The organism is Pseudomonas sp. ES3-33 (assembly GCF_000952175.1).
Lineage (GTDB): Bacteria > Pseudomonadota > Gammaproteobacteria > Pseudomonadales > Pseudomonadaceae > Aquipseudomonas > Aquipseudomonas gregormendelii.
Window position 1 is genome coordinate 19,704 of the sequence record NZ_JZRI01000150.1, and the last position, 25,358, is coordinate 45,061.

23 protein-coding genes are annotated in these 25,358 nt (G+C 62.3%); 9 read left to right on the plus strand and 14 right to left on the minus strand.

Annotation, left to right across the window (positions count from 1 at the left end; genetic code table 11):
- Positions 1–35 precede the first annotated feature (35 nt).
- The 3 genes from UB23_RS25670 to UB23_RS25680 form a co-directional block, all read right to left on the minus strand.
- A complete protein-coding gene (locus UB23_RS25670; RefSeq protein WP_045062053.1) occupies positions 36–629 on the minus strand; it encodes an HAD family hydrolase in 594 nt (197 codons plus the stop codon).
- A complete protein-coding gene (gene tesB, locus UB23_RS25675; protein ID WP_045062054.1) occupies positions 626–1,495 on the minus strand; it encodes an acyl-CoA thioesterase II in 870 nt (289 codons plus the stop codon). The genes UB23_RS25670 and tesB overlap by 4 nt, the downstream gene beginning before the upstream one ends.
- Before the next feature lie 106 nt (positions 1,496–1,601).
- Positions 1,602–2,171, minus strand: a complete 570-nt coding sequence (locus UB23_RS25680) for a GNAT family N-acetyltransferase (RefSeq protein ID WP_045062055.1) — start codon at positions 2,169–2,171, stop codon at positions 1,602–1,604.
- An 83-nt stretch (positions 2,172–2,254) separates the two neighbouring features.
- Here UB23_RS25680 and UB23_RS25685 point away from each other — a divergent pair, with 83 nt between their 5' ends.
- Both UB23_RS25685 and UB23_RS25690 read left to right on the plus strand, forming a co-directional pair.
- The gene (locus tag UB23_RS25685) at positions 2,255–3,175 is read left to right on the plus strand and encodes a histone deacetylase family protein (protein ID WP_045062056.1); all 921 of its coding nucleotides are present in this window, start codon (positions 2,255–2,257) and stop codon (positions 3,173–3,175) included.
- Positions 3,176–3,399: 224 nt separating this feature from the next.
- Positions 3,400–4,641: a TIGR03862 family flavoprotein gene (locus UB23_RS25690; RefSeq protein WP_177328598.1), complete on the plus strand. Its 1,242-nt coding sequence runs from the start codon at positions 3,400–3,402 to the stop codon at positions 4,639–4,641.
- A 61-nt stretch (positions 4,642–4,702) separates the two neighbouring features.
- Here UB23_RS25690 and UB23_RS25695 read toward each other — a convergent pair whose 3' ends face one another.
- The 5 genes from UB23_RS25695 to UB23_RS25715 form a co-directional block, all read right to left on the minus strand.
- Positions 4,703–6,037 carry a DEAD/DEAH box helicase gene (locus UB23_RS25695; RefSeq protein WP_045062058.1) on the minus strand — a complete coding sequence of 445 codons (1,335 nt, stop codon included), beginning with the start codon at positions 6,035–6,037 and terminating at the stop codon, positions 4,703–4,705.
- A 65-nt stretch (positions 6,038–6,102) separates the two neighbouring features.
- A complete protein-coding gene (gene yedA, locus UB23_RS25700) occupies positions 6,103–7,029 on the minus strand; it encodes a drug/metabolite exporter YedA (protein WP_045062059.1) in 927 nt (308 codons plus the stop codon).
- Between the two features lie 102 nt (positions 7,030–7,131).
- Entirely contained in the window at positions 7,132–7,743 is a 612-nt protein-coding gene (locus UB23_RS25705) for a 3'-5' exonuclease (RefSeq protein ID WP_045062060.1), read from the minus strand.
- Between the two features lie 22 nt (positions 7,744–7,765).
- Positions 7,766–8,245, minus strand: coding sequence for a LabA-like NYN domain-containing protein (locus tag UB23_RS25710; protein WP_007946629.1), 480 nt, complete (start codon positions 8,243–8,245; stop codon positions 7,766–7,768).
- A 188-nt stretch (positions 8,246–8,433) separates the two neighbouring features.
- Positions 8,434–9,180: a DUF2076 domain-containing protein gene (locus UB23_RS25715; RefSeq protein ID WP_045062100.1), complete on the minus strand. Its 747-nt coding sequence runs from the start codon at positions 9,178–9,180 to the stop codon at positions 8,434–8,436.
- Positions 9,181–9,358: 178 nt separating this feature from the next.
- Here UB23_RS25715 and UB23_RS25720 point away from each other — a divergent pair, with 178 nt between their 5' ends.
- From UB23_RS25720 to UB23_RS25730, 3 genes are all read left to right on the plus strand, one after another.
- Positions 9,359–10,033 (plus strand): YciC family protein, encoded by a 675-nt coding sequence (locus UB23_RS25720; RefSeq protein WP_045062101.1) that lies wholly within the window; start codon positions 9,359–9,361, stop codon positions 10,031–10,033.
- A 78-nt stretch (positions 10,034–10,111) separates the two neighbouring features.
- A complete protein-coding gene (locus UB23_RS25725; RefSeq protein WP_045062061.1) occupies positions 10,112–11,188 on the plus strand; it encodes an endonuclease/exonuclease/phosphatase family protein in 1,077 nt (358 codons plus the stop codon).
- A 353-nt stretch (positions 11,189–11,541) separates the two neighbouring features.
- Positions 11,542–12,456: a LysR substrate-binding domain-containing protein gene (locus tag UB23_RS25730; RefSeq protein WP_045062102.1), complete on the plus strand. Its 915-nt coding sequence runs from the start codon at positions 11,542–11,544 to the stop codon at positions 12,454–12,456.
- Positions 12,457–12,533: 77 nt separating this feature from the next.
- On the opposite strand, the gene hrpB is transcribed toward UB23_RS25730, so the two are convergent.
- Positions 12,534–15,053 (minus strand): ATP-dependent helicase HrpB, encoded by a 2,520-nt coding sequence (gene hrpB / locus UB23_RS25735; RefSeq protein WP_045062062.1) that lies wholly within the window; start codon positions 15,051–15,053, stop codon positions 12,534–12,536.
- Between the two features lie 110 nt (positions 15,054–15,163).
- Here hrpB and UB23_RS25740 point away from each other — a divergent pair, with 110 nt between their 5' ends.
- Entirely contained in the window at positions 15,164–15,583 is a 420-nt protein-coding gene (locus UB23_RS25740; RefSeq protein WP_045062063.1) for a hypothetical protein, read from the plus strand.
- A gap of 26 nt (positions 15,584–15,609) precedes the next feature.
- Entirely contained in the window at positions 15,610–16,515 is a 906-nt protein-coding gene (locus UB23_RS25745; protein ID WP_045062064.1) for a cation diffusion facilitator family transporter, read from the plus strand.
- Here UB23_RS25745 and UB23_RS25750 read toward each other — a convergent pair.
- On the minus strand, positions 16,500–17,561 hold the full coding sequence (locus tag UB23_RS25750) for a DUF6515 family protein (RefSeq protein WP_045062065.1): 1,062 nt from the start codon (positions 17,559–17,561) through the stop codon (positions 16,500–16,502). The genes UB23_RS25745 and UB23_RS25750 overlap by 16 nt on opposite strands.
- Before the next feature lie 415 nt (positions 17,562–17,976).
- On the opposite strand from UB23_RS25750, the gene UB23_RS25760 reads away from it, so the two are divergent.
- Together UB23_RS25760 and UB23_RS25765 are read left to right on the plus strand one after the other, a co-directional pair.
- Positions 17,977–18,456 carry an Lrp/AsnC family transcriptional regulator gene (locus tag UB23_RS25760; protein ID WP_045062103.1) on the plus strand — a complete coding sequence of 160 codons (480 nt, stop codon included), beginning with the start codon at positions 17,977–17,979 and terminating at the stop codon, positions 18,454–18,456.
- 216 nt (positions 18,457–18,672) lie between these two features.
- Positions 18,673–18,882, plus strand: coding sequence for a DUF2788 domain-containing protein (locus tag UB23_RS25765; protein ID WP_045062067.1), 210 nt, complete (start codon positions 18,673–18,675; stop codon positions 18,880–18,882).
- Here UB23_RS25765 and UB23_RS25770 read toward each other — a convergent pair.
- The 4 genes from UB23_RS25770 to UB23_RS25785 all read right to left on the minus strand — a co-directional run bounded on the left by UB23_RS25770 (position 18,877) and on the right by UB23_RS25785 (position 25,324).
- Positions 18,877–19,518 (minus strand): pseudouridine synthase, encoded by a 642-nt coding sequence (locus tag UB23_RS25770; RefSeq protein ID WP_045062068.1) that lies wholly within the window; start codon positions 19,516–19,518, stop codon positions 18,877–18,879. The genes UB23_RS25765 and UB23_RS25770 overlap by 6 nt on opposite strands.
- 71 nt (positions 19,519–19,589) lie before the next feature.
- Positions 19,590–21,089 (minus strand): AMP nucleosidase, encoded by a 1,500-nt coding sequence (gene amn / locus UB23_RS25775; RefSeq protein ID WP_177328595.1) that lies wholly within the window; start codon positions 21,087–21,089, stop codon positions 19,590–19,592.
- Between the two features lie 131 nt (positions 21,090–21,220).
- Complete coding sequence (locus tag UB23_RS25780; RefSeq protein ID WP_045062069.1) at positions 21,221–22,870, minus strand: acyl-CoA dehydrogenase family protein; 1,650 nt, start codon at positions 22,868–22,870, stop codon at positions 21,221–21,223.
- Between the two features lie 75 nt (positions 22,871–22,945).
- Positions 22,946–25,324, minus strand: coding sequence for a hybrid sensor histidine kinase/response regulator (locus UB23_RS25785; protein WP_045062070.1), 2,379 nt, complete (start codon positions 25,322–25,324; stop codon positions 22,946–22,948).
- Positions 25,325–25,358 lie beyond the last annotated feature (34 nt).

A 25,358-nucleotide genomic window follows, 5' to 3' on the forward strand; every position in this document is an offset into this window, starting at 1 on the left:
CTCTGTGGGAGCAAGGCTTGCCCGCGATGGGCACCTCAAGCCGAAAGCATTTCGCGCAACGCCACACAATCCACCGCATGCCAATCGGTCAACTCCGGCCACGGATTATCCGGCAAGTTCACCAGCACCGTGCGCGCTCCGGCCGCTCTCCCACAATCCAGGTCAAACCGGTAATCGCCAACCATCACCATCTCGCTTGTCGGGACCTTCCACGCATCGGCTAATTTGAGCAGGCCTCCTGGATGAGGTTTCGGCGGCGCTTCGTCGCGCCCCAGCACATCCTCGACCGCAAAGCAGTCGGCCAGGCCGATCGCCTCCAGCGTGACGTGCGCCAGCTCGCGGGCATTGCGCGTCAGGATACCCAGGCGATAGCCGCGTCCGGCCAACTCGCGCACCAGTTCCACGGCACCCGGTGCCGGTTTCGAACCCAGGGCCAGGTCGCGCTCGTGCTCCAGCAACCACGCGTGCTTGGCGGCGGCTTCCTGCGCCGGCAGCGCCGCGAGATGAGTCAGGATGTCGTCCTCGGCGGGGATGGCCAATGCCACGCGGATAGCCGCGAAGTCATGCACGGCCACCGTCAGGGTGCCGTCCATGTCGAACACCCAGTGCCGCACCGCCGCCAGGCTCATGCCCAGTCCTTGCGGTGACGGATCAGGCCTTCCTGGGTCACCGAGGCCACCAGTTGCCCGGCGCGATTGAACACGCTGCCCCGGGAGAAACCGCGGGAATTGCCCGCCCAAGGGCTGTCCATCGCGTACAGCAGCCAGTCATCGGCACGCAGATCGGCGTGGAACCACAGCGCGTGATCAAGGCTGGCCACCTGCATGTCCTGATGCCACACCGACTTGCCATGGGGCTGCGTCGAGGTGGTCAACAAGCCGAAATCCGAGGCGTAGGCCATCAGATATTTATGCAGCGCCGGGGTGTCGGCCAAGGCGCCGTCGGCGCGAAACCAGACGTACTTGACGGGATCTGAGGGTTGCGGGTTGTAGGGGTCTTCCTCGGTCACCGGACGAAATTCGATGGGCTTGGGGCACAGCAGCTTTTCGCGCATGTGTTCCGGAATCAGGTGAGCACGCTGCTGGGTGAGTTCGAGCTCCGACGGCAGGTTTTCCGGGCCGACCACCACCGGCATCTGTGCCTGGTGCTCGAAGCCCTTTTCGTCGTACTGGAACGAGGCGCTGCAGGTGAAAATCGGGTTGCCCTTCTGGATTGCCGTCACCCGGCGGGTGCTGAAACTGCCGCCATCACGCACTCGATCGACCTGATACACCACCGGCAGCGCAGAGTCCCCCGGACGCAGGAAGTAACCGTGCATCGAGTGCACATGGCGCGCCTCTTCCACTGTCTGACTGGCTGCCGAAAGGGACTGCCCGATGACCTGGCCGCCGAACAACTGGCGAAAACCCAAATCCTGGCTGCGGCCGCGAAACAGGTTTTCTTCGATTGATTCCAGGGTCAACAGGTCGACCAGATCATCCAACACTTGGCTCATTCAGACTCTCCTAACACAACACAATGCCGCGCAGTCTTGGCTGCGACGAACAATTCAATTTCTGGCCAGCGCCATCATGGGAGCCATTGTAAACGTCCGCGCCGGCTTAGCCATGCAGGGTTTGCAGCCATTGTTCACGGCTGATGCGATACAACACATGGTGCTCCAGTGGATGTCCGGCGGCGAGCTTGGGATGATCGAAGTCATCGGCTGAATCATGGTGCATTCCGATGGCTTGCATGACTTTCTCCGACGGCAGATTGGCTTGCGCGGTAAACGCCACCACCTCGTTCAGCCCGAGGCGGTCAAAGCCGCAGCGCAGAGCGGTCCAGGCCGCTTCGCTGGCGTAACCCAGCCCCCAATGTTCACGCGCCAGCCGCCAGCCTATCTCGACCGCCGGGGTAAATGGCGCATCGAAACCCACCACGCCCAGGCCGGTAAAGCCGATAAACGCACCGGTGTCCTTGCGCTCCAGCGCCCACAGGCCGAACCCGTGCTCGGCAAAGTGGCCACGAATGCGCCCGATCAGCGACGCACTTTCCAGACGGCTCAACGGCGCCGGAAAATAGCGCATCACCTGCGGATCGGCGCACATGGCCGCAAACTCAGGCAAATCCGCATCGCTCCATTGTCGCAACAACAGTCGCGCGCTCTCGAGTTCCAGTATCGGCTCCATCGTGCTCCCGTTTCCATGTCGCAAGTCTAGATCGCTGGTAGGATCCCTGATTCTTTCCTGCGTTCCTTCCAGATAAAACCGCCATGCCGCTGCCGTTGATCTACCACGAAGACTACAGTCCCGACTTCCCGGCGGACCACCGCTTCCCCATGGACAAGTTCCGCTTGCTGCGTGACCACCTGGTGGACAGCGGCCTGACCCGGGACGCCGACCTGCTGCGCCCGCAACTGTGCCCGTCGCAAATTCTCGCCCTGGCACATGACCCCGGATACATCGCGCGCTACATGGAAGGCGAGTTGTCCCGCGAAGACCAGCGCCGCCTTGGCCTGCCCTGGAGCGAAGCCCTGGCCCGGCGCACCGTGCGGGCAGTCGGCGGCTCGCTGCTGGCAGCGGAGCAGGCGCTGAAACACGGGCTCGCCTGCCACCTGGCCGGTGGCACCCACCATGCGCACTACGATTATCCAGCCGGATTCTGCATTTTTAACGATCTGGCGGTTATCAGCCGCTATTTGCTGGAAAGTGGCCGGGTGAATCGGGTGCTGATCTTCGATTGCGACGTGCACCAGGGCGATGGGACTGCACGCATCCTGCACAACACCCCGGACGCGGTCACTGTTTCCCTGCACTGCGAAAAGAATTTTCCTGCACGCAAAGCCGAAAGTGACTGGGACATTCCATTACCGATGGGCATGGGCGATGCCGCTTACCTGAAGGTCGTGGACGATGCGCTCAATTATCTGCTGCCGCTCTACCAGCCGGACCTGGTGCTGTATGACGCCGGGGTCGACGTGCACAAGGACGACGCCCTTGGCTACCTGAAGCTGACGGACGAAGGCGTCGCCGCCCGCGACGAAAGCGTGATGCGCCATTGCCTGGGCCGGGACATTCCCGTGGTCGGAGTCATTGGTGGGGGCTACAGCAAAGACCGCAAGGCCCTGGCGCGGCGCCATGGGATTCTGCATCACAGCGCCCAGCGGGTCTGGCAGTCATCAGGTTGTCACTGAGGTGTGGCTGGTTACCCACAATGCCTGTGGAACTGCCTGTGGATAACCTGAGTGAAAGGCGCTGCAAGCCATACTGGCTATGGCGTGCAAAGCACTGGTTGTTTTTTGACCACTCTCGAACACACAATTAATCGCCCGTGCAAGCGGGCTTGGCCCGGGCCCACAAGAGCGTGTGTCGGGCTGGTAGAATGCCCGCCCTATTCCGCCACTGCGCAGCGTTGAAGATGACCCAACCCTCGACCACCCTCCCCCCGCAAGTCGCCATCATCGGCGGGGGCCCCGCCGGCTTGATGGCCGCCGAAATGTTGAGCCGGGCCGGTTGCAAGGTCGACCTGTACGACGGCATGCCGTCGGTGGGGCGCAAATTCCTGTTGGCCGGGGTCGGGGGCATGAACATCACCCATTCCGAAGCCTATCCGGCCTTTCTGTCGCGCTATGCCGAACGCGCTCCGCAAATCGCACCACTGCTGCGCGCATTTGGCGCCGACGCGCTGTGCCAATGGATACATGACCTGGGCATTGAGACCTTTGTCGGCAGCTCCGGCCGAGTATTTCCCACAGACATGAAAGCCGCCCCGCTGCTGCGCGCCTGGCTCAAACGTCTGCGCGAAGCCGGCGTAGTTATCCACACCCGCCACCGCTGGCTCGGCTGGGATGCGCAGGGTGGATCGCGCATCGACAGCCCCGAGGGCGAAAAAACCATTACGCCAGACGCTACGCTGCTCGCCATGGGCGGTGGCAGCTGGGCGCGACTCGGCTCGGATGGCGCCTGGATGCTGCCCCTGGAACAGTGCGGGGTGCAGCTGGCACCGTTGCAACCGAGCAATTGCGGCTTCGAGGTGCAGGCCTGGAGCGATTTGATGGTCAGTAAATTCGCTGGCGCGCCGCTGAAAAACATCGCCATTGGCCTGGATGACGACGTGCCGCGCCTGGGCGAATGCGTGATCACGGCGACCGGAATTGAAGGCAGCCTGATCTACGCCCTGTCAGCGCCGATTCGCCAAGCCATCAATCGGGATGGCGCGGCCACTGTGCATATTGATCTGCTGCCGGGACGGCCTGTGGATAAAATCCAGGCAGCACTGGATAAACCCCGCGGCTCGCGCTCCATGTCCAAGCACCTGCACAGTCAGCTGGGGATCGATGGGGTGAAAGCGGCATTGCTGCGAGAGCAGGTTGCCGCTGTGGATTTTGCCGACACTGCGCGGTTGGCCCAGGCCATCAAGGCGCTGCCCCTGACCCTGGTGAAAACCCGTCCGCTGGACGAGGCGATCAGCAGCGCCGGTGGCGTGCGGTTCGAAGCGATGGATGAGCGACTGATGCTCAAGCAACTCCCCGGAGTGTTTTGCGCCGGTGAGATGCTGGACTGGGAGGCGCCGACTGGCGGCTACCTGCTGACCGCGTGCTTCGCCAGTGGTCGGGCGGCGGGGCTGGGAATGCTGGAGTGGTTGCAGCGCAAGGATTGAAGGCCGAGGCGCGTCCATCGCGAGCCTGCTCGCGATGGCGGCCTGACTAACACCGCACCCGTTAAGGTTTCTTCTTGCGCGGCCCGGTATTAAACACCGGCACCTTGCGCACAGGCTTGATCGAAGGCTCTGGCGTCGATGCTTCTCCGCTCTCGACCCACTTGCCCAGATTGCGTTTGCCGCCGCCGGAAGTCTTGGGCTTCTTCGGCTTTTTCGGCTTCTTGACCACCTGGCCGCTGGCATCGGTGTCCGGCACGCGATGCTCAGGTTCGAAATCATGCTCCATCTGCCGTGGCAGCGTCTGACGCGTCAACGTCTCGATGGCCGACAGCAAATTCACTTCATCGGCGCAGACCAGGGAAATGGCCTGCCCGGTCGCACCCGCACGGCCGGTGCGACCGATGCGGTGAATATAGTCTTCAGCAACGATGGGCAGGTCGAAGTTGACCACCAGCGGCAAATCTTCGATGTCCAGGCCACGGGCCGCGACGTCAGTAGCCACCAGGATCTGCACTTCGCTGGCCTTGAACCGGTCCAGCGCACGCTGACGGGTCGCTTGCGGCTTGTCGCCGTGGATACCGTCGGCGTTGACGCCCAGGCCCTGGAGTTTTTCCACCAGCGCGTCAACACCGTTACGGGTCTTGGCGAACACCAGCACCTGTTTCCACTTGCCCTTGCGCAGCAAATGAATGAACAGCTCCGGCTTGCGCTTCTTGTCGACCGTCACCACCCATTGCTTGACCGTGTTGGCCGCCACGTTGCGCGGGCTGACTTCGATGAGCAGCGGGTCGTTGAGCATTTGCCCGGCCAGTGTGCGAATTGCATCCGAGAAGGTCGCGGAGAACAGCAGCGTCTGGCGCTTCTTCGGCAACGCTTTGTAGATGTTGCCCAGCTCCTCGGAAAAGCCGAGGTCGAGCATGCGATCGGCTTCGTCCAGCACCAGGGTTTGCAGCTGGTTGAACTTGAGCGCGTTCTGGCGGAACAGGTCCAGCAAACGGCCCGGTGTTGCGACCAACAGGTCCACGCCTTTGCGCAGCTTCATCATCTGCGGGTTGATACTGACGCCGCCGTACACGGCATACGTACTCAACGGCAGGTTTTCGGCGTACTGACGCACGGCCTCGTGAACCTGCTCGGCCAGTTCGCGAGTCGGCACCAGGATCAGCGCGCGTACCGAGTTGGCCGTGACTTTCGGCCCTTCCATGGCCAGCAGTTGCAGGAGCGGCAGGGCAAAACCGGCCGTTTTGCCAGTACCGGTCTGGGCCGCAGCCATCAGGTCGCGACCGGCCAGCACCGCCGGGATGGCTTGCGCCTGAACCGGCGTAGGAGTCTGGTAGCCGAGCGTCTCTAGAGAGCGCAGCAAGGGTTCGATCAGGCCAAGGGAGGCGAAAGTCATGGGATTACCGTAGGAAAATTCAGCGCGGTTGTGCAAAACGAGTGTGCAATGCCGCGCAGTTTACCCTAATTCACTCGGGATTCTGTCGGCACCACTGAAGCGGGTTTGACTGGCGGGCGGCGCCACTGCGGCAAGCCGATCAATACCACCGCACTGATGATCACAGCCATCGCCAGCGCCTCCTCTATTCCGATGGTCTCGCCCACAAACACGATGCCCAGCAACACCGCGACGGCCGGGTTGACATAGGCATAACTGGTCGCAGCAGCGGGACGGACATTTTTCAACAGGTACATGTAGGCGTTAAAAGCGATGATCGAGCCGAAGAGCGTCAGGTAGGCCAGCGCGGCCCAGCCTTCGATCGGTGGCAGGCTGTCCAGGTGTTCACCGCTGAGTGCACTGGCGATTAACAACGCCACGCCGCCGACCAGCATTTCCACGGCGCTGGCCATCGCGCCCTGGGGCAGCGGCAGATGCTTGCTCCACACCGAGCCGAAGGCCCAGGCCGCTGCCGCGAAGATCAGCAGTGCGGCGCCCAGCGGGCTCGATTGCAGGTTGGAACCCAGATTCAACATGGCGATGCCGATCAACCCGAGCACGATCCCGGCCCATTCAAGACGCGTGTTACGCGCGCCCCAGAAATAGCCGCAGAGCAAGGTAAACAACGGCACCGTCGCCACCGCCAGGGCCGCCACGCCCGAGGCGACCCCGGTGTGCTCGGCGACACTGACTGCGCCGTTACCGCAGGTCAGCAGCAAAATCCCGATGATTCCCGCCGCCTTCCAGTGTGCCCACGTCGGCGCCGGGGCCCCGCGCCAGCGTAGAAAGGCGTACATCAATGAACCCGCGATGACGAAGCGGATCCCGGCGAGCAGAAGCGGTGGCCAGTATTCCACGCCGATGCGAATCACCAGGTACGTCGAGCCCCAAATCACGTACAACGCAAAAAAAGCGGCGATCAACGGTAAGGGAAAGCGACGTGGGGCAGACATTGGGAAGCTCGCGGGCAGGGCAGGAGAACAGGCATTCTAGGAAAGCGAGCGGGTAAAAATAAGTTACAAAAGCGATTTTTAGCGCCGGTACACTTTCTGTTCCTAGAACCCGCGATGACGCTTGAGATGCTCATTGATCTTCGCCGCCGGCACTTTCTGCAAGCTCACCAGCAAATCATGGGTCAACTCTCGCAACCCATGCTTTTGCCGCAACTCCTGCGCCAGGTGCGCCGTCAGGTTGGCGGCCATTTCGGCGTCGGCCATGGCCCGGTGAGCCTGGCCGGTGTGGGGCAGTTGGGCGAAGGTGGTCAGCGTGCCCAGCTTATGATTCGGCGCAGCGGGCATCAGGCGGCGGGCCAGCAGCAGCGAGCAGGCGAAGTTCTGCAGGCGGGTGCGCTTGATGCGCCCCAGCTCGAAGTCCCAGAACTTCTGGTCGAACGCGGCGTTGTGCGCCAGCAACGGCGTGATGCCAACGAACTCGTTGACCTCGTTCATCACTTTTTCCGCCGAGGGTGCAGTGCGCAACATGGCGTTGCTGATACCGGTCAGTTGTTCGATGAAGGGCGGCACTCGTACGCCGGCATTCATCAGGCTCTGGTAACGCTCGACGATGCGCCCCTGTTCAAGGATCACCACGGCAATTTCCGTGGCCCGGCAGCTGCTGCTCGGGGAGATCCCGGTGGTTTCAAAGTCGATGACTGCTATGCGTTCCAAACCTGTTTCAACTCCGTAAAAATCAATTCTTGAGCAGCAACGCGCCTTCGATCGGCACGTAGCGGCTGGCGGCGCGGATCAGCGAGTTGGCGGTCAGTCCCGGTACGCCGTAAGCCACCGCTTGTACCCCATGTTTGCTGATGATGCGCTCCAGCAACATGTCGAAATCCCCGTCCCCGGACGCCAGCACCACCTCGTCGACATGATCGGCAGCGTCCATGATGTCCAGCGTGATCCCCACGTCCCAGTCGCCCTTGGCCGAGCCATCGCTGCGCTGGATGTAAGGCTTGAGTTTCACGGTGAAGCCCAGGTTGCGCAGGATCTGCTGGAACTGCTGCTGCTTGCTGTCGCCACGATCGATGGCGTAGGCGTAGGCTTCGACGATCTCGCCCTGCTTGCTGATATCAGCCCACAACGCGGCGTAGTTGAAATGGCAACCATAGGCCTGACGCACGGTGTAGTAGAGGTTCTGGACATCGGCGAACACTGCGATTTTTTTCACCGGGCATCCTCGTTCGCGCACAAGGGCGCGGGCTGGATCGGGCCGCAGGCCCGAAAAGTGGCCCAGTATGCCAGCCCGCAGGCGTATTCCGCGAATAATCGGCCATGTGGCGCGGGCGCAGGGTCGCGCTCGGGCTGGCTTGGGGGACGGCTGTGCAGTCCAGCGCGAGCCGGCCCCTCGCCGCAGGGTCAGACGAAGGAGTCGTCGTCGCCGAAGAACGACGAGCTGTCGTCACTGTAGTCGGCGTCGCTGAAGCCGCCCTGGTCATTGTTGTCAGCCACCCGCTGTTCATCGCCCCAGCCATTGCCGCTATCGCCCTGATCGTTGACCTGGGCCGGTTCTTCCTTGATCACTTCAACCACTTCAGGCTGCTGGTTGTGATGAAACAGGCTGCTGATACCCTGCGCCAGCATGACACCGCCCGCCACTCCCGCAGCCGTTTTCAGGGCGCCGCCGAGAAAACTGTTGCCGGCAGGCTGCTGCGCGCCATAGTTCTGCTGGGGCGGGGCTGCACCGAAGTTCTGCTGTGACGGTTGCGCGTTGAACGACGGCCGGGCGGGCTCGCGCCAGCCGCCACCGCTGGAGGCAGGCGCCGATGATGCCGGCAGCGGATCACGGGAACCGCCGCCAAAGATGCTCGACAAAAAGCCACCGCTGGCCGGCGCCGGAGCCTGAGCCTGCGCTTTGGCCGACTGCAGTTCAGCCTGCAATTGCTGCACTTGCCGGGTCAGCTCCTTGTTCTGCTGGTCGAGGCTTTTGATCGCAGCCTCCTGCACCAGAATCGACTGTGCCATGTAATAACCCGCCGCAGGCTGGCGAACCAGGTGCTCATTGATGCGCGCCTCGGCCTGGGCATCACGCGGGGCAGATTGCGCCTGGGCCTCTTGCAGCCGGGAAAACAGGCCATCGATCAGGGTTTGTTCTTCGTTGTTCATGGCGACCTCGTAGATTGCCGGGAATTTCATCGTCCTCATCCGCCGTGGATGGGGTGCCTGACGGTAATGGAGGCTGATGCAGGATGTTTCAATGACCTTTACCGAACGTTTACGTTTGCGCCGCAAAGCGCATCATCGGTTAAAGTGGGCCACTGCTTCCAACCTGCGATACCGACTGATGAATTCGTTCGATGTACTGCGTGACTCCCTGTACTTCTTCAAACGCAATCTGGGCCAGATCGTGCAGCTGTGCCTGCCCCTGGTGATTTTCGAGGCGCTGCTGCAGCAAGTGGTCGACCACTCCACCGAGCCGGACAGTTTCCCGGGCATCAGCGTGGTTGTCGGCCTGTTGATCTACCCGCTCTACACCGCGGCCCTGATCCTGTTTCTGGACGCGCGCAGCCGGGGTGAATCACCCCGCACCCGCGACCTGCTGGCCATGTCGGCCACCTTGTGGCCGCGCTTTGCGTTGCTCACCGCACTAAACACCCTGTTGATCCTGCTCGGCCTGTCGCTGTATTTCCTGCCGGGCATCTGGCTGATGGTGACCCTGGCGTTTGGCGAGTACCTGCTGGTGCTGCGCGGTCTGGCGCCGCTGGCCGCGATGAAGGAAAGCCTGCGCCTGACCCGCGGCAATTTCCTGCGCATCCTGGTGTGCATCCTGTGTGTGATGGGCCCGTTGTGGATCCTCAAGGGCGTGACCCTGGCGGTTTATCCCGAGCCGCAGAACCCGGTGATCTCACTGCTGATCGACAGTGCCCACAGCTTCCTGCAACTGTTCACCAGCGTGGTGCTGTTCCGCTTGTTCATGCTGATCAGCGATGCCCCCGAAAAAATCGATGGGCCGCTTTGACGGTCGCGGGCCTTGGGATTACCTGCTGCGCTCGGTTATGCTCGGGCTCAACTTATGTAACGCGATAAAAGCCGAGCCATGACCCGTCTACTGCGCTACACCCTGCTGGGCCTGCTGCTGTTGATCGGCCTGGCCGCCCTGATTGCCAACCTGACCTGGCGCCCCGATGCCAAGGAAGTGTTGCCGGTCAGCTGCAATGCCCAGGCCCCCACGCTGGTGCCCGGTCAGGCGCTGAAGGTGATGACGTGGAACGTGCAGTACCTGGCAGGTAAACGCTACGTGTTCTGGAACGACCTGGCCCAGGGCGAGGACGAAGGCCCGACGCCGGAAGACATGGCCTTCAGCCTGGACGAGGTGGCCCGGGTAATCCGCGACGAGCTCCCGGATGTGGTGCTGCTGCAAGAGCTGGACGATGGCGCCAAAGCCAGCGACTACCAGAACCAGCTCAAACTGTTGCAGGAACGACTTACCGATTTGTACCCCTGCAGCGCCCACGCCTTCGACTGGAAAGCCGAATTTGTTCCCGACCCGCATATTTACGGCAGCGTTGGCCGCCAACTCGCGACCCTCAGCCGTTATCAGATCGAGCACGCCGAACGCTTGCAACTGCCCATCGCGCCAGCCAATTTCATCAGCCGCCAGTTCGAGCCGAAAAACGCCCTGCTGGTGACTTATCTGCCGCTGAGCGACGGTGGTCAGATCGCCCTGTTCAACACGCACCTGGACCGCGCCAGCCAGCCTGACGAAACCCTGCAGAATCAAGTCAGCGCCGTGGGCAAGGTGCTCGACCGCTACGAAAGCCGAGGCACGCCGTGGCTGTTGGGCGGTGATTTCAACCTGCTGCCGCTGGGTCAATTCCAGCGCCTGCCCAACGAGCAACGCACCCCCTACTCAGCCGACAGCGCGCTGCACGTGCTGTGGGACAGGTACCCGATGATCCCGACCAACAATGAAGCCAGTGGAGCCGACCGGGCGCTCTGGCTGACCCACTACCCGAATGATCCGGGCCTGAACGGGCCGGACCGCACGGTTGATTACCTGTTCTACAGCCCGCGAATCAAGCGGGTCGAAGCGATGGTGAGGCAGGACGACACGTTGCGCATCTCCGATCACTTGCCGGTGATTGCGCGGTTTCTGCTGCCCGCATCGCCTTAATCCAACCTGGATACAGAATCTGGTAGTGAGCCTCTGCTCGCGATAGCGTTCGCAGGACCTGCCTGCGGTATCAGAGCACGTCGTACTGCTGGGCAGTCCGTTTTCTCATGAGCGGCTGTGTGGAGCAGGTTCAGATGCTCCATGGGCTTTCCAGTGCTTTGGATGGTGGCCCAGGCCCGTGTCGAGCCAAAATAGTAAAAATGTCTTCGCAGACCATGAAAAAACTGGGCAACCCATCTCCCCGGTGACGCCCTATGTGGTTATTGTTCGGGCACAACAACACCGTCGTCAGAACGGAAGCAGTCGGCGCAAAAATTGCCTGGATGTCGTACCCATCCAATCCGAGGTTTGCCGTGGCTGCGTACAATCTGCGTCAACTGAAATACTTCATCACCACCGTCGAATGCGGCAGCGTCGCCGAGGCTTCACGCAAGCTGTATATCGCCCAGCCCGCGATTTCCACGGCGATCAAAGGCCTGGAAGACAGCTTCGGCGTGCAGTTGCTGATTCGTCATCACGCTCAGGGCGTGTCATTGACGCCCAGCGGTGGCCGCTTCTATCGCAAGGCCCAGGAACTGCTGCGCATGGCCAAGGAGTTCGAACAGAACGCCCTGGCCGATAACGACGTGGTGGCCGGGCAAATCGATATCGGCTGCTTTGAAACAGTTGCACCGCTGTACCTGCCGCAGTTGATCGCCGGCTTCTCTGCGCTATACCCCGGTGTGAAAATCCGCATTCGCGACGGCGAGCAGCAAGAGCTGGTGCAGGGTCTGACCTCAGGCGCTTTCGACCTGGCGATCCTGTACGAACACGACCTGGATGCGACCATCGAAACCGAACCGCTGATGCCGGCGCAGCGGCCTTATGCATTGCTGCCAGAGGATCATCGTTTCGCCCGGCTCAAGCTGGTGTCGCTGCGGGACCTGTGCCTGGAGCCGATGATTCTGCTGGACGTGCAGCCCAGTCGAACTTACTTCGTCAGCCTGTTCGAAGAGCTCGAACTGACACCGCACATCGCTTTCAGCTCGCCGTCGATCGAGATGGTCCGGGGCATGGTCGGGCAAGGATTCGGCTTCTCGATCCTGGTAACCCGGCCGCACTCGGAATGCACTTATGACGGCAAGAAGGTGGTGTGCGTGGACATCGCCGAGGCAGTCACAGGCTCCGGGCTGGTGGCGGCGTGGTTGAAGCGCGGGCAGTTGACCAAGCCGGCGCAGTTGTTTGCCGATTACTGCCGGGAGCAGCTGACGGCCAAGGCGGCCTCTTGAACGTCAAAAGATCGCAGGCTCCCGCATCGGAATGCCCGCCAACACAGGAACTGGCGCAGCCTGCGGACTTTTGATCCTCAGCCTTTGCGCGGTTTTATGCGCGCCGTCGCCTCCGCCACCAACGGATCATCCGGCCAGTAATGCTTGGGGTATCGTCCTTTCAAGTCCTTCTTCACCTCGACGTAGGTACTGCGCCAGAAGTTCGCCAGGTCCTGGGTCACTTGCACCGGCCGGCGCGCCGGGGATAGCAGGTGCAGTTTCACCACCTGCCTGCCGCCGGCGATGCGCGGGGTGTCCGACAGACCGAACAATTCCTGCAAGCGTACCGCCAGGATCGGTGGCTGCTCGCTGTAATCCAGGCGGATCGACGAGCCCGACGGCACGTTCAGGTGATGCGGCGCCTGCTCGTCCAGGCGTTGCGGCAGCGGCCAGGGCAACAGGTTGTGGACGATGCTCGACAGGTCCAGGTTGCTGAAATGGCTCAGCCGCGAAACCTTGCCCAGATACGGCATCAGCCAGTGTTCAAGGCTTTTTAGCAATGCGGCGTCGCTGACGTCCGGCCATTCGCTCTCGCCCTTCCCCGCCAGATCCAGCTGGCGCAGCAGCGCCACTCGCGCTTGCCACTGGCGCAGCTCCGGGGTCCACGGCAATAGCTCCAGGCCCTTGCGCCGCACCAGGTTGACCAGCGCCTGACTCCGGGCGCTTTCATCCAGGCCGGTCAACGGCTCGCGGCTGAGGATCAGTTCCCCAACCTTGCGTTGGCGCTCGGCGCGCAACACGCCCTCGCGCTCATCCCAGTCAAGCTGGTCGACCACGCGCACTTGCTCGCACAGCACGGAGTCGAACAGCGCCGGATCAAAATCCGTCGCCAGGTAAATCCGTTCCTCTCGCTGGCCCTGGCGACTGCCCAGGTCGGCAATTACCAGCCACGCTTGCTTCATCAGGCTGTCCGCTTCGGCGAACAGCGCCGCCCGGCCGTTGGCCAGGCGATACTCGGCGCCGCCGGCACGGCGTTGCTGCGCCACGCGGTCGGGATAGGCCAGCGCTAACAACGCGCCCAGCCAGCGTGGATGTTCGGGATCACTGACCGCCTGCGTCGCCTTGCCCCGCAGGTAGCCGCGATACTGCCGTGCCAGTTGCCGCGCACGCTGGACGCCGCCCTGGGCGCCACGCGCGGCGCGTTCTGCGCCGGACAACAGCACCAACCGGCTATGCAGATCGGCACCGGCGCCGCGTAGGATATCGCGCTCCCCCAGCAGAGCAGCGACGTCGCAGGCCATGTCAGCCAACCCCAGGTCCTGGCCGCGCAACAGTAAATGACCAATACGTGGATGCGCCGGCAGCTCGGCCATGGCCTGGCCGTGGCGGGTCAGCGTCTCGCCATCCAGAGCGCCCAGGCGTTGCAGCAGATCCTGCGCCTGCGCATAGGCGGCGGCCGGCGGGATGTCGAGCCAGACCAGTTGCCCGGGCGTTACGCCCCAGCGACCGAGTTGCAAGGCCAGGCTGGCAAGGTCAGCCGAGAGGATTTCCGCACTGGCATAGGCCGCCAGCTGTTCGTGCTGATCCTGGGACCACAGGCGATAACACACCCCCGGCTCCAGGCGCCCGGCCCGGCCCGCACGCTGGGTGGCACTGGCACGGGAAATTCGCTGGGTGTCGAGGCGGGTCATGCCACTGCCGGGATCGAAGCGCGGCACCCGCGCCAGCCCGGCATCGATCACCACACGCACACCGTCGATGGTCAGGCTGGTCTCGGCGATGTTGGTGGCCAGCACTACTTTGCGCTTGCCCGCAGGAGCCGGCTCAATAGCCGCGCGCTGGGCGCCAAGGTCCAGCTCGCCGTGCAGCGGGCAGAGCAAAACCTGGGAACTGTCGCCCAGCGCATCGGCCAGCTGTTGATGCACCCGCCGAATTTCCGCCTGCCCGGGCAGGAACACCAGGACGCTGCCGGCTTCATCGTTCAAGGCTTCAAGTATTGTCTGCACCAGCCGCGGTTCGATGAATTCACCCGCCTGGAACGGCCTGCCCCAGCGCATCGCCACCGGGTACATGCGCCCCTCGCTGCGCAGTATCGGCGCATCATCGAGCAAGCCGGCCAGGCGCTCGCCTTCGAGGGTGGCCGACATCAGCAGGATTTTCAGCGGCTGGTCTTCCCGGAACAGCTCCCGGCCGTTGAGGCTCAGGGCCAAGGCCAGGTCGGCATCCAGGCTGCGCTCGTGGAATTCGTCGAAGATCAACAGGCCCACGCCTTCCAGGGCCGGGTCATCCTGCAGGCGTCGGGTGAGGATACCTTCGGTTACCACTTCGATACGGGTATTGGGCCCCACCCGGCTGTCCAGGCGAATCCGATAGCCCACGGTTTCCCCGACCTTCTCGCCCAACTCACTGGCCAGGCGCTCCGCCGCCGCTCGCGCGGCCAGACGCCGTGGTTCGAGCATGAGGATGGTCTGACCGGCCAGCCAGGGCTCGTCGAGCAAGGCCAGTGGCACCCGAGTGGTCTTGCCCGCGCCGGGCGGTGCTTCGAGCACCGCTTCATGACGTGCGGCCAGAGCTTCACGCAGGGCGGGTAAAACTTCATCGATCGGTAAAGAAATCATGCTGGCTCCCAAACAGAGGCGCGAGTATAACGGCGAACTGCCTGGCGTTTCTCACGGTCCTAATTCATACCGACGACGCTTCGTTTTCCAGATGACTCAAGGAGATTCATATGCGTGCTCCCTTTCGCCTGATTGGTGGTGTTCTAGTTGCGACCCTGCTGACTCAAGTGACCGCCTGCGGATCGATCTTCTACCCTGATCGCCGCGGTCAGATCGATGGCAAGATCGATCCGGCCATTGCCGTGCTCGATGCCGTGGGCCTGCTGTTCTACATCGTCCCGGGCCTGATCGCCTTCGCCGTGGACTTCGCCACTGGCGCGATCTACTTCGAACCGGGGAAGACCGCCCAGGTCGCTCCGGAAAAGCTCCAGGAAGCGATTGGCGCCGACGGCAAGGTCGACAACCGCAAGTTGCAGACCATCCTGGAAACCGAACTGGGCCGCAGCTTCCCGCTGGATGATCCACGCCTGATCCAGCACAAGGGCAGCACCCAGCAGTTGGCCATGTTCGGCCTGCAACCCGCTGCATAAACCTGTTGCAAGGAACCGCCGCACCTATGATCTCAAGCTCCGAACACGCCCGCCTGCTGCGGCTGGCGACCCGTGCCTCGGTGGCGGTGGCCTGTACGCTGATCGTCGCCAAAGCCATTGCCTGGTGGTTGAGCGGCTCGGTCAGCATGCTCGCCGGGCTTACCGATTCGACGCTGGACGGCGTCACTTCGATGCTCAACCTGCTGGCGGTGCATTACGCCCTGCGCCCGGCCGATGACGATCACCGCTACGGCCATGGCAAGGCCGAGTCGCTGGCCGGTATGGCCCAGGCGTTGTTCATTGGCGGGAGTGCGGTGCTGATCGCCCTGCAGGCGTGTGACAGGCTGCAGCACCCCGAACCGATAGGCGCAGCCTGGATCAGCATCGGGGTGATCCTGTTCTCCCTGGCACTGACCCTGGCGCTGCTGATGCTGCAGCATCGCGTGGTCAAGGCCACCGGCTCCAATGCAGTGCGCGCCGACTCGCTGCACTATCGCTCGGACATACTGCTCAACGGCAGCATCCTGGTGGCACTGGTGCTGGCGGCGTTCGGCTGGCATCAGCTGGATGCGTGGTTCGGGCTGGGCATCGCCGCCTACATCTTGTGGAGCGCCATCCAGATCGCCCGGGAGAGTTTTACCGTGCTGATGGATGAAGAACTACCACTGGATGTCAGCCAGCACATGCTTGAACTGGCCTGCAGTGTACCGGGCGTGCTGGGTGCGCATGACTTGCGCACCCGGGTCTCGGGCAACCAGTGGTTCGTGCAGTTACACCTGGAGCTGCCCGGCGACCTGACCCTGTCAGTGGCCCACGGCATCAGCGACCAGGCCGCTGATGCCATCCACGCCGCCTACCCACGGGCCGAGGTGTTGGTGCACGCCGACCCGCAGGAAGTGGTGCAAGCGGCCCGCGCTCAGAATTTGACCTGATAACCGCGACTGCCCAGGCAGTTGCCCTGGGCCTGACGGTAGATCTGCACCACCGAGGGGTCCGGCTGATAAGTATCGGCACGTGGATCGAAACCACTCTGCTCGACTGCATAGCGGTAGCAGTCGTAGCCGTCCTGATTGACCTGCTCCGGCGACTGTCCATTGGCCGGATAAGCTTCAACGTCGTAACCGTTGCTGGCCGACTGCGGCAGCGGTTGTCCCGGTGGCTCGACCACCACGTAATCCCGGGTGCTTTCCTGATAGGCGTAGTACGAACCGGCCGCCAGGAACAGCAGCGAACCGCCGATCCACACCTCGCGTGCGTAATCGGGCAGGTAGCCCACGCGAATCCCGCGCGGCGGTTGCACCACCACATAACGTGGCCCCTGTGGACGGTACCAGTAGCCGCCCGAGTAGAAGTAATCGCGGCCACCGTAGGGCACACGATAATCACGGTCCGGGAAGCGGTCGATCACGTGCCCTGGACGATACTGCGGCCCTGGCCCCCAGCCATTACCGTGCCCAGGCGGGCGACCGGGCCAGCGATTGTCATCACGATGGTCATCGGGACGCGCCCCCGGCCCGCCGACTTGCCACTGCGGGTTACCGTCGTTGCGCCGTGGCACATCCTGATAATAGCCCCGCTGAGGTTGCTGGGTCTGGCGCACGCTGTCGGGGCGACCCTGGATCGGCAGGTCATTGGCGGGTAACTGGGGTGGAGGCGGCGGTGGCCGCACCGGGCTGTTGTAATCCGGTGGCGGGCGGCTTTGCCCGTTGCGATTGTGTCCGTTCTGCTCGAACTGTCGGCTATTGTCGCCACGAATGATGTCGTTGCCTTGCCCGCGGGGCTGATTATTCTGCTGAGGCGCATTCTGCGGGCGCTGCGCATGATCGTTGCCACCGCGCCCCGGATTGTTACCCTGGTGACCCTCACCTTGCTGTACACCGTCAGGCCCCCGATTGTGCGGCTCGTCAGCCAGCGCCTGGGTGGTGACACTGATGCACAGCAAACCAACACCGGCCAAACGCCAGATGCGCGACTTCATGCTTTTCCTCACAGTAGCTCAGGGCTTGTACGTAAGACTGGGAAAGCACAGGCCGGTTCTGCAACAGGTTATCAGTCGCGCAGTATTTTTCGCAGGCATTAAAAAAGGGAGACCCGTCGGCCTCCCCTTGAGAACTTCGTCCGTGCTCGACGCTTATGACGTCGGCTCACCTCACGCCGTCTTCTGGACAGTGTGCAGCTCGGAGGCCGGCACATCCCCGGTGGGGGTGGCGGCCGCAGCTGGCCTGATTGGGCGAGCTGCAGTGGACTGTTTGTCCGAGCAGTGATTCTGGTAATAAGAATAGGCTTGAGGCTGCGGCAGAGGATTGCGAAGATTGCTGAATTAAACATCACTTGCGCAATTTTTAACCCTGGATAGATAATCCGCCGCAATAGTTATGATAAAGGCCTGAATGATGAGCAAACTCGACCGATACGACTTGAGCATTTTGGCGGAATTGCAGCGTGATGCGCGCATCTCCAATCAGGAGCTGGCCGAACGCATAGGGCTGTCGCCTTCCCCTTGCTCACGTCGGGTCAAGCAGTTGGAGGACGACGGCTACATCACCCGCCAGGTGGCCCTGCTGGATCGCAAGATGCTCGGCCTGAGCCTGACCGCGTACGTGCTGATCGGCATGGACCGGCACACGCCGGAACGCTTCGAGAACTTCGAAGCGGCGATCCGCACTTTGCCCCAGGTGCTCGAATGCAGCCTGGTGACGGGGATGGACGCCGACTATCAGCTCAAGGTAGTGGTGCCGGATATGGATCACTACCAGAAGCTGCTGCTGGGGCACTTGACCCGGATTGACGGGGTGACGAGTGTGCGCTCGAGTTTTGTGTTGAACCAGGTTTTGAACAGTACCGAACTGCCTTTGACGCATCTGCGCAGTTGAAGACGCCATCGCGGGCAAGCCACGCTCCCACAGGTTTTGTGTTGAACTCACGATTGTGAGCGAGCACAAACCCTGTGGGAGCTGGCTTGCCAGCGATAGGGCCGGCGAAGGCGACCAATGACTGCGGCACACCGACGCAGGTCAATGCTGCGCGAACCTTGCGTGGCGTATACTCGCCCCCCGCAATTTTAGCCGCGTCCACGCCGGAGAGTTTCGATGGATCCTGCCGTATTCGAAGAGTGGATGATGACCGGACTGGTCACCATCCTGATCATATTCATGGGTTTCATCGTCTGGGATCTGGCGAAGAAATCCAAGGCCGGCCGCTTCGGTTCAATGATTCTGTTCTTCGTGCTGGGCCTGGGTGTGGCCGCGTTCGTCATCAAGAGTGTGGTGATCGGCCTGATCGAATCCGGCGCCTTATAAACGCGCCGGCACTTCCTTCCACTGGCCTTGATCGAGCCCTTCGATCGACCAGTCGCCAATTCTGACGCGCACCAGACGCAAGGTCGGCAAACCCACGGCAGCCGTCATGCGCCGCACCTGGCGGTTGCGGCCCTCGCGAATCACCAGTTCCAGCCAACTGGTGGGCACACTCTTGCGAAAACGCACGGGTGGGTTGCGCGGCCAAAGCTGCGGCTCGTCCAGCTGCCGCGCCTCGGCGGGCAAGGTCATGCCGTCATTGAGCTCGACGCCATCGCGCAAGCGCTGCAGCTGCACAGCGTTCGGCTCGCCTTCCACTTGCACCCAGTAGGTCTTGGCCAGCTTGTGTTTCGGGTCGGCGATGCGCGCCTGCAGCTGTCCGTCATTGGTCAGCAACAGCAAGCCTTCGCTGTCGCGATCCAGACGTCCGGCCGGGTATATGCCGGGTATCTCGATGTAATCCTTGAGCGTCGCCCGCCCTTCGCCGTCGCTGAATTGAGTCAGCACATCGAATGGCTTGTTGAACAGGATCAGCCGGGGTTCGGCAGGCGGCGCTTTGGCGACCCGGCGCGGGGCCGAAGCCGATGGCGCAAGGTTCGCACCGGGGCGGCGGGAAGCAGGACGTGGGGGACGAGACATGGCGAAGAGAACATCTAACGGTCAGGGCTGCTAATGCTAGTGCCCTGACCGCCAAATGACCATGAGAACAATCAGCGGAACGGCGGCTCGTCGAAGCTGCGCAGTTTGCGCGAGTGCAGCGAGTTGAGTTCGGTGCGCAACAGGTCCACCGCTTCGATGCCAATCTTCAAGTGCTGGCTGACCGCACGCTCGTAGAACGCGTTCGCCGAGCCCGGCAGCTTGATTTCACTGTGCAGCGGCTTGTCCGAAACGCACAGCAACGTGCCATACGGCACCCGCAAGCGATAGCCCTGGGCGGCAATGGTGCCGCTTTCCATGTCCACCGCCACGGCGCGGGACAGGTTGATCAGCGGACGCTCCTGGGCCCAGCGCAATTCCCAGTTACGGTCGTCGTAGGTCAGTACGGTGCCGGTGCGCAGACGCTTCTTCAGCTCGTCGCCCTTCTCGCCAGTGATGTTCGCCGCCGCCTGCTGCAAGGCCATCTGCACTTCTGCCAGCGCCGGAATCGGGATATTTGGTGGCACCACCCGGTCGAGAATGCCGTCGCGCCGCATGTAGGCGTGAGCCAGCACATAGTCGCCGATGGTCTGGGACTGACGCAGGCCGCCACAGTGGCCGATCATCAGCCAGCAATGCGGGCGCAGTACCGCCAGGTGATCGGTGATGTTCTTGGCGTTGGAGGGACCGACGCCGATATTCACCAGGGTCACGCCATGACCATCGCTGGCGATCAGGTGATAGGCCGGCATCTGGTAGCGATGCCACACCACGCCTGCGGCAATGGCCGATGCCTCGCCGTGGTCCATGCTTTTTTCAATGATCACGTTGCCCGGCAGTACCATGCGCACGAAACGCGGGTCGCTGCGCAACTGCTCAAGGCCATGCACGATGAACTGGTCGACGTAGCGGTGGTAGTTGGTCAGCAGGATCCACGGCTGCACATGGCGCCAGTCGCTGCCGGTGTAGTGCACCAGGCGACGCAGGGAGAAATCCACCCGTGCGGCGTCGAACAGGGCCAGTGGCAGCGGGTCGGTGTTTTCCCAGTCGTACAGGCCGTCGGCAATGCCATCGGTGGCGGCGGACAGGTCGGTACTGGGGAACACGCGTGCCAGGACGGCAGCCGTTACCCCGGACCCCGCCAGCTCGTCGCCTTGCTCGACCACGTAAGGATAAGGAATGTTCTGCTGGCTGATCCCGACTTCCACGGTCACGGTGAAGTCATGCATCAGCGGCACCAGCTGTTCGAGCAGGTATTTGCGAAACGCCGCAGGGTGAGTGACGGTGACGCTGTAAGTGCCCGGCAGTTGAACCTTGGCGTAGGCGCGGGTGGTCTGCGGCACTTCGCCCTGGCAGTGATAGGTCAGACGCAGTTCGGGATAACGAAACATCGCACGCTGTTCGGCGTCCGGTTCTATACGATCCTTGAGGTAACGCTTGAGCGCCTGATTCAGCGCAGTGGTTGCACGTTCGTGCAAGAGCGCAAGCCGATCCACGGCTTGCTCGGCGGTTTGAACGACAATAAAAGCTTCGGTCACGATCAGCATCCTGTGTTCTGACTTGCAGAGCTTCATCTTGCCTGCATCGTCGTCAGACGGGAACAGTGAAAAAAAGATCGCAGCCTTCGGCAGCCCCTACAGAAGAATCGCGAATCCCCGCAGGAGCTGCCGAAGGCTCGGGCCGCGTTCGGACGATCTTTTGCCCTTCAAGACATCTGCGGGGTTGATCGGGCGACGATCGCTTCAACCTCCAGGCCGCGTGGCAGCGCACCATACACGCGGCCGTTCGAGCCGAGTCGGCTGGCGATGAACGCATCACTGACGGCAGCATTACCCGCCTCCAGCAACAACCTGGCCTGCAAACCCAGGGCGATGTCCTCGGTGAGCTGGCGGGCTCGGTACTGGATATCGCCCGTGTCCTTGAATGCTGCGTGCAGCCGCTGGATATGCGCCGCCAGGCGCTTGTCGCCATGGCCATCGCCCAGTTCATTGAACAGCACATCGAGCACGCCGGGCTCTTTCGACAACGCCCGCAGCACGTCGAGGCACTGCACGTTGCCGGAGCCTTCCCACGTTGAGTTCACCGGCGCCTCGCGGTACAGGCGCGGCAGGATGCTGTCCTCGACATACCCCGCACCGCCCATGCATTCGGCGGCTTCGTTGATCATGGCCGGTGCACGTTTGCAGATCCAGTACTTGCCCACGGCGGTCACCAGCCGGGCGAATTTTGCTTCATGATCGTCAGCCAAATGATCCAGGGCGCGGCCCATGCGCAGGCTCAAGGCCAGGGCCGCTTCGCTTTCCAGGGCCAGGTCCGCCAGCACATTCTGCATCAGCGGTTGCTCATTCAGCAGCCTGCCCCCGACGCTGCGATGCGCGCAGTGATGGCTCGCCTGGGTCAAGGCCTGGCGCATCAGCGAACTGGAACCGACCATGCAATCAAAGCGAGTCATGGCCACCATCTCGATGATGGTCGGCACCCCGCGCCCTTCCTCGCCGACCATCCACGCCAGCGCGCCGCGAAACTCTACTTCGCTGGAGGCATTGGAGCAGTTGCCGAGCTTGTTTTTGAGGCGCTGGATGTAGAACTGGTTGCGAGTGTCGTCCGGGCGATGGCGCGGCAACAGGAAGCAGGTCAAGCCTTTGTCGGTCTGGGCCAGCGTCAGGAACGCATCGCACATCGGCGCCGAGCAGAACCACTTGTGACCCACCAGTTCGTACGCCTGGCCCGGCCCACTGGCGCCAACCGGATAAGCCTTGGTGGTGTTGGCCCGAACATCGGTGCCGCCCTGTTTCTCGGTCATGGCCATGCCGATGGTGACGCCCGCCTTGTGCGCCATGCCGATGTTGCGTGGATCGTATTCGGTGGCGAGGATTTTCGGCAGCCAGATGTCAGCCAGATTTGGCTGCAGGCGCAGGGCCGGCACGCTGGCAAACGTCATGGTCAGCGGGCAACCGCTACCGGCTTCGGCCTGGCTATGCAGATAGGTCATGGCAGCGCGGGCAACGTGCGCTCCCGGCTGCGGCTGCGCCCAGGGCAACGACGTCAGGCCATGCTCGACCGCCGTGCGCATCAACTCATGATAGGCCGGGTGAAATTCCACCAGGTCGATGCGATGGCCGTATCGGTCGTGGCTGGAAAATACCGGCTTGTTCTCGTTGGCCAGGAACCCGGCTGCCATCAGCGGCCCACCGGCCAACGCACCGTAGGCATCAATGCGCGATTCGGCCCAGCCGGCGCCAAAATGCCGCGACCATTGCTGCAGCGGCAAATCCACGCGGTACAGGTTGGCGCCATCCAGCGACGGTGGCTGGTTGGTGACTTCGTGGGTTTCGGCGAACTGATGCAGGTTCATGACGGGGCTCCTTTGGTCGGCCAAGGGGTTTTCAGTTAAGCACTGCCCCCTGACCGTTCAAAGTGTCATACCTGCCTAATTGGCGGCGCTTTCGCCCTGCTCAAAACCCAGCACCCGGCGTTGCAGTGCTGCCTGCAAATCCTCGAACTTCACCGGCTTGCTCAAGTAGTCGATGAAACTGGCGCCGGTGCAGTGCTCGCGATCAATGCTCAAGGCAATCATGAAGACCGAAAGCTCGGCGCAGCCCGCCAGCGTACGGATCTGGCTACTGACAGACATGCCGTTCAATGGCGGCAATTGGCAGTCGAGCAATACCGCATCAAACGCCTCCCGCTGCAGGTAATCGAGTGCCGCGGACCCGCTGTCGGCCGTGCGCACCTGGTACCCGAGCTTGAGCAGCATGCCGCGGATAACCAATTGGTTGACGGTGTTCTCATCCACCAGCAGCACCTTGCAATCTCGCGGCTGGCGCAGGCGCGAGTAATGCTGTGAGGTGCGAGGCGGGGATTGCGTTATTGACAGTTCAAATTCGACATCCAGCTGGAACCGACTGCCGCGACCGGGCTCGGAACGGTGCGTCAGTCGACCCCCAAGCAACTCGACCAGCTGCCGACAAATGGCCAGACCCACGCCCAGCCCGCCATACTCGCGGGTCATTGAGCCATCGAGCTGGAAGAAGCGCTGATACATGGTCGCCTCCCCCAGGTCGGTAAAACCGATACCGGTATCAATCACCGCAAAACACAGCGCCATTCTTCCAGGTTGCGCGGGTTTGCCTGTGACGCGCAGCGCCAGCCCGCCGACCCGGGTGAACTTGATCGCATTGTCCAGCAGGCATTCCAGGCATTGCGTCAGCTTGGCGCTATCACCGTGCAGGCGGTCCGGAAGGCCGGGTGTCACATCGACCTTGAAGTCCAGCAACTTGCTCAGGGCATTGCCCTCGAACTGCACGCGCAAGGCTTCGATCACGCTGCGCAAACTGAACGACGCCGCGCTGGCCGAAAGCCTGCCGGCCTGCAACTCGGTCAACGTGAGGATGCCGTTGACCATGCGCATCATGTCCCGGGCAGATCCCGCCGCTGTTTGCTGGTACTGCTCCAGCTCCGGATCCATCTCGACGGTTTGCATCAGCTCCAGCGAACCGATGACCCCGTTCATGGGCGTGCGCAACTCGTGGGTCAGGGTGGCGAGGAATTCGTCTTTGAGCCGGTTGCTGTGGGCCAGTTGCTGGTTCAGCACTTCGAGCTTCTGCCCGGCATCAAACAGGGTCTGCGCCTGCTGCTCGCGCATGGCATTGATGCGGTCGGCCAGCGCCAGGGACAGAAGTGCCACTTCGATGGCCGAACCGATCTGACTGGAATACATGGTCAGGAACACGTTTGGCAGGTAACCCAGGACCATCAGTGTGTTGATGATGCCGCCGAGCAAAAAGGCCGACCAGGCAATGATGAAATACCGCGCCACGCGCAAACCGCGCAGCCAGGCGAAGATCCCTGCGGCAAAAATCACCACGGTGAAAGTCAGCGCCAGGGCCGTGGCCAGGCGCAGGGCCAGGGCGTAGCTGGTCATGAGGGACAAACCAATGACCACTGCGCCAAACACAACCAGCGCCAGCAACAAGCGATCGAGCCAGCGACTGTGGGTGGCCGTCTGCAAGAAGCTGCGGGCGAACTGACTGCCAAACAACCCGGAACAGCCGATGAAGAACGGCGTGGCGGCATTGGCCCACCATGGACTGTCCGGCCAGAAATATTGCACGGCCGCACCGTTCACCGACAGTTGGTACAAGCCGAACGAGGCAATATAGAAGATGTAATAGAGGTAGCTGGTGTCCCGCACGCTCAGGTAGATGAACAGGTTGTAGACCAGCATCCCCAGCAACACACCGTAGATCAGGCCCAGCACGTACAGGCGCAGCGGTTGCTCTTCGAGGAACGCGGTACTGGACCACAAGGTCACCGGCGCCTGGATCGACCCCTCGCTTTGCAGGCGCAGGTACAGGGTTTGCGCCTGGTCGGGGGTGAAATCGAGATCGAACAGGTAATTGTTCTGGCGAATTTCGCGGGTGGAGAAAGGCAAGGCATCGCCGGTCTGGCGCACCAGTCGGTATTCGCCAGCAGCGTCGGGTAAATACAGATCCAGATGATCGAGGGGCGGGTAGGCCAGTTCCAGCAGCCAGGTTCTTTGCGCCGCTGGATTCTTCGGACGATAGTGCAAGTCGATTTTCAGCCAGAACGCTGAACGCGAATAGCCGGCGTTGAGGGTGGCATTATCGTGCGGCTTGAACCGTCCTGCGGCATCCTCGGCGCGGACGTCGGCAATGGTCGCTTGCCCGCCCGCGTCTTCGAACACTTGCAGGGTTCGGCCCAATGGCAGGCTTTGAGTGTTCTCGTCGAATTCGACTGCGCTCGCCAAAAGGGGCAAGCAGAGCAGCAACATCAGCAAATAGCGCATCTAAGCCCCAGCGTGGCCGGTCCGGTTATCTCAG